General features: G+C 72.4%; 1 pseudogene. It reads left to right on the forward strand.

The features are described from left to right. Positions 1-427: pseudogene (locus OXS49_RS33455) on the forward strand (IS5 family transposase); the annotation flags it as partial.

Here is a 427-nt window from a genome sequence, read left to right on the forward strand (position 1 = left end):
GGCGATGCGGCCGCTCTCGATAGCACCTATGTGCGGGCCCACCGCTCGGCCCACGGCGGTAAAGGGGGGCGAAAGCGCAGGCCATCGGACCCTCGCGCGGCGGCCAGACGACCAAGATCCACGCGCTCACCGATGTCCTCGGCCGTCCCGGCGTCCTGCTGCTGACGCCCGGCAACGCCAGCGACGTGACGACCGCGCCTGTGGTGCTGGCCGAAGCGCCCGGCCGGATCCGGCGTCCGGCTGCCGACAAGGGCTACGATGCCGACTGGCCGCGCACCGACCTGCGGGCGCAGGGCATCACGCCGGTCATCCCGGGTAAGCGCGGTCGCAAGCGACGCATCCGCCACGACAAGCAGCGCTATCGCGAGCGCTGGCGCATCGAGGCGACCTTCAACCGCCTCAAGGACTTCCGCCGCGTCGCCACCCG

Source organism: Methylobacterium sp. GC_Met_2, assembly GCF_026540795.1.
In the GTDB taxonomy this organism is placed as follows: domain Bacteria; phylum Pseudomonadota; class Alphaproteobacteria; order Rhizobiales; family Beijerinckiaceae; genus Methylobacterium.